Consider the following 3,461-nt stretch of genomic DNA (forward strand, 5'->3'; position numbering starts at 1 on the left):
GGGTTTATGATGCGGAAACTATCCGAAACCTCATCGCGCGCCATCCCCCAGTTTTCAGGCACGTCGTTGCGCAAGAAGTTCAGCATTGCGATGCTGAAATCGGTGAAGCTGACATAGCATTTGTTGTGGGTGATGTGTCCGTGCATCAGCCCCCATAATCGTTCGATCGGATTGAGATGCGTATGCATCCGGTGAATGACGCGGGCGTTACTTTTTTAGGTGTCGTCGTTCTCTGATGATATCCTCGAGGTTCTGTATGCATCCGGTGAATGACGCGGGCGTTACTTTTTTAGGTGTCGTCGTTCTCTGATGATATCCTCGAGGTTCTCGACGCCGAAGTTGGAGAAGGCTGCGGTGCCTTTGCCATCTGTGTGGATTCCGACGGAAGCCGGCCGGGGATTCCGATTTGATGTCGGCCACCGTTCCGATTTGAAGCCGGCCAGCATTCCGATTTAATTCCGGCCACTTGGCCGGGCATCCGGGCGTTATCGGCTGGGTCAGTAACTCGGGCATTTTCTCTCTTGTGATCAACCACGAGGAGGGGCGGATGCCGGCAAAGCGAGGGCTGACGATGAGGCAGATACGATACACATTACGGCTGGCCAGCGAGGGGATCAGCGCACGGCAGATCGGGCGGATGCTGGGCGTGGCGCGCAGCACGATCCAGGATAATCTGAAGCGGGCGCAGGTGGCGGGGCTGGCCTGGCCGCTGCCGGCCGATCTGACCGATGCGGTTTTGGAGGAACGGCTGTTTGCCCGCAACGGTGCCGTTCGCGGGATACGCCGGCGTGCTGAGCCGGTTTGGCGCGAGCTGGTCTGCGAGCTCAAACGCCCTGGGGTCAACCTGATGGTGCTGTGGGAGGAATATCGCGCGGGGCATCCGGAAGGGTACAGCTACAGCCGGTTTTGCGATCTGTTCCGGGAGTTTGAGGCGCGGTTGTCGCCGGTCATGCGCCAGGAGCATCGGGCGGGTGACAAGGTGTTTGTCGATTATTCCGGCAAAAAGCTTGGCATTACAGATCCCACGACGGGCGAGGTACGGTTTGCGGAGATTTTCGTCGCGGTGCTGGGGGCGTCGAGCTTCACCTATTGCGAGGCCACGTGGAGCCAGACGCTATCTGATTGGATCGGCGCCCACGTCCGCATGTTCCGGTTTTTCGGTGGTGTGCCGCGGCTGGTGGTGCCGGACAATCTGAAGTCCGGCGTCAACAAGGCGTCGTTCTACGACCCCGAGATCAACCTCAGCTACGGCCGGATGGCTTCGCATTACGGCATTGGCGTTCTACCGGCGCGGCCGCGCCGGCCGAAGGACAAAGCAAAGGTGGAAGCCGGGGTGCGTTTTGCCCAGAGCTACATTCTGGGCCGGTTGCGGGCGCAAAAATTCTTTTCTCTGGCGGAGGCCAATCAGGCGATCACCGTCATGGTTGCGCGGATCAACGACCACATCATGCGCCGGCTTGGGGTCAGCCGGCGGCATCTGTTCGAGACGATCGAGCGCCCGGCTTTGGGCGTGTTGCCAGACACAGACTACGAATTCGCCGAATGGGGTTTTGCCCGTGTTTCGCTGGATTATCACGTTGAGGTCTGCGGCTACTTCTACTCGGTGCCGCATAATTTGATCCGGGCCCAGGTTGATACCCGCGCGACGGCGCGAACGATCGAGATATTTTTCCAGGGAAATCGGATTGCCGCGCACGAGCGCCGCTATGGCGGTGCGCGCCACGGCACCGACCCCGCGCACATGCCAAGTGCGCACCGGCGCTACGCCGAATGGACGCCGGAGCGGTTCCGCCGCTGGGGCGCCGCGGTTGGCCCCAACACCGAGGGCCTGGTCACGGCCATTCTGGCCAGCCGCCCACACCCGGAACAGGGCTTCAGGACCTGTCTTGGCGTTCTACGGCTGTTCCGGGAGCTGGACAAAATCCGCGCCGAGGCGGTGTCGGCCCGCGCCGTCGCTTACGGCGCGTTCACCTACAAAAGCATCGCTTCGATCATCGCCAACAAGCTCGACCGCGCCGCCATCACCGCCAATGAGCCGCAGGCGGTGATGAGCCACGGCAATCTACGCGGCTCCAAATATTTTCACTGAGAGGACCAAACCATGCTTACCCACCCAACACTCGACCTGCTCCAGAAGCTCGGCCTGCACGGTATGGCCAAGGGGTTTAGGGAACTTGAACGCCAGCCAGAGGTTGCCGGCCTGGAACACGGCGAATGGCTGGCCCTGTTGCTCGAACACGAAGCCACCTTGCGGCGGCAAAAGCGCTTCGAGACCCGCGCCCGCGCCGCCAAACTTCGGCAATCCGCCAGCATTGAGGATGTCGATTACCGCGCGGCGCGTGGCCTCGACCGCGCATTATTCCTGAAGCTCGCCGGCTGTGACTGGGTCCGCGCCCGGCATAATTTGCTGATCACCGGCCCATGCGGCGTGGGCAAAAGCTGGCTTGCCTGTGCGCTGGGCCAGAAAGCCTGCCGCGAGGATCTGTCCACCGCCTATCATCGCGTGCCGCGGCTGTTCTCCACCTTGGCCATGGCTCGGGCTGATGGCCGCTATGCCAGGATGCTGCGCCAGATCGCCAAGGTCGATCTGCTGATCCTGGACGATTGGGGGCCCGAAACCCTGACCGCCGACCAGCGCCGCGACTTGCTGGAGATCGTCGACGACCGCCACGAGATGCGCTCGGTCATCATCACCAGCCAGGTGCCCATCGAGCAATGGTACGAAATCATCGGCGACCCCACCATCGCCGATGCCATCCTCGACCGCCTCATCCATAACGCCTACCGCATCGAACTGACCGGCGAGAGCCTCCGCAAAAAGCAGAATCCCGCCGCCGCAAACGCCTCAACTTGACCCCGTAAAGAGACACGATAATCATTCAACCAGACCCAATCGATAACGCTCAGGTGGCCGACATCAAATCGGAATACCCGGCCGGCTTGGGATCGGAATCAGTGGCCGGCTTCGAATTGGAATGCATGGCCGACTTCATCGGAATCCGCAATCGATGGACCAACAGCGGAGTTTTGAATCAGGCTTGATACCGTATGTTCAATTCGGCCGTAACGAGGGCGGGCTGCAGCATTTCCATTATTGGCTGGACAGGTTCGTCTCCGCTCCCGCAGGTGTTTCCACGGCCGCATTGCTGGCGGCGTGACGCCGCACAGCGGGGATGAAAGGTTGCATAAGCTGTCCTCGGGGGCCATCCAGGGCGCTGATGACGGCCTCGCCGGTGACCTCTTCACAATCCTGCCGGCGCGGGAAGAAAATATTATATCAGTTGGTACACCGGGCGGGATTTTAGTGCTGGCAGCAGCCGTTGCCTCCGGCTTGGCGCTCAAGTTGGATTGGTGGGCAGGGTACAGACCCGTAGGAGCAGAGAACACAACAATCGCCGGGCTTGGGGCGAAGCAAGGTGCCGCATTCCTCACATTCATAGAAATACTGGCAGGCATTCGTG

4 protein-coding genes are annotated in these 3,461 nt (G+C 60.8%); 2 read left to right on the forward strand and 2 right to left on the reverse strand.

Features of this window, described 5'->3' with window-relative positions; genetic code table 11:
* The coding region (locus PHE40_RS10830) for a hypothetical protein (RefSeq protein WP_299961641.1) at window positions 1-188 on the reverse strand (188 nt) is incomplete at its 3' end.
* A 383-nt stretch (window positions 189-571) separates the two neighbouring features.
* On the opposite strand from PHE40_RS10830, the gene istA reads away from it, so the two are divergent.
* Window positions 572-2,089, forward strand: a complete 1,518-nt coding sequence (gene istA, locus PHE40_RS10835) for an IS21 family transposase (protein WP_408839087.1) — start codon at window positions 572-574, stop codon at window positions 2,087-2,089.
* Between the two features lie 12 nt (window positions 2,090-2,101).
* Window positions 2,102-2,854, forward strand: a complete 753-nt coding sequence (gene istB, locus PHE40_RS10840; protein WP_299961645.1) for an IS21-like element helper ATPase IstB — start codon at window positions 2,102-2,104, stop codon at window positions 2,852-2,854.
* 447 nt (window positions 2,855-3,301) lie between these two features.
* Here istB and PHE40_RS10845 read toward each other — a convergent pair.
* Window positions 3,302-3,461 (reverse strand): GDCCVxC domain-containing (seleno)protein (locus PHE40_RS10845; RefSeq protein ID WP_299961647.1); only part of this gene is annotated, 160 nt, incomplete at its 5' end.

The sequence above is a fragment of the Acidocella sp. genome, from assembly GCF_028687955.1.
Classification (GTDB): domain Bacteria; phylum Pseudomonadota; class Alphaproteobacteria; order Acetobacterales; family Acetobacteraceae; genus Acidocella.

What these genes read in the sequence shown, in the direction of transcription:
- istA (WP_408839087.1), top strand. Translation starts at nt 572, where the DNA reads ATGAGGCAGATACGATACACATTACGGCTGGCCAGCGAGGGGATCAGC.
- istB (WP_299961645.1), top strand. Translation starts at nt 2,102, where the DNA reads ATGCTTACCCACCCAACACTCGACCTGCTCCAGAAGCTCGGCCTGCAC.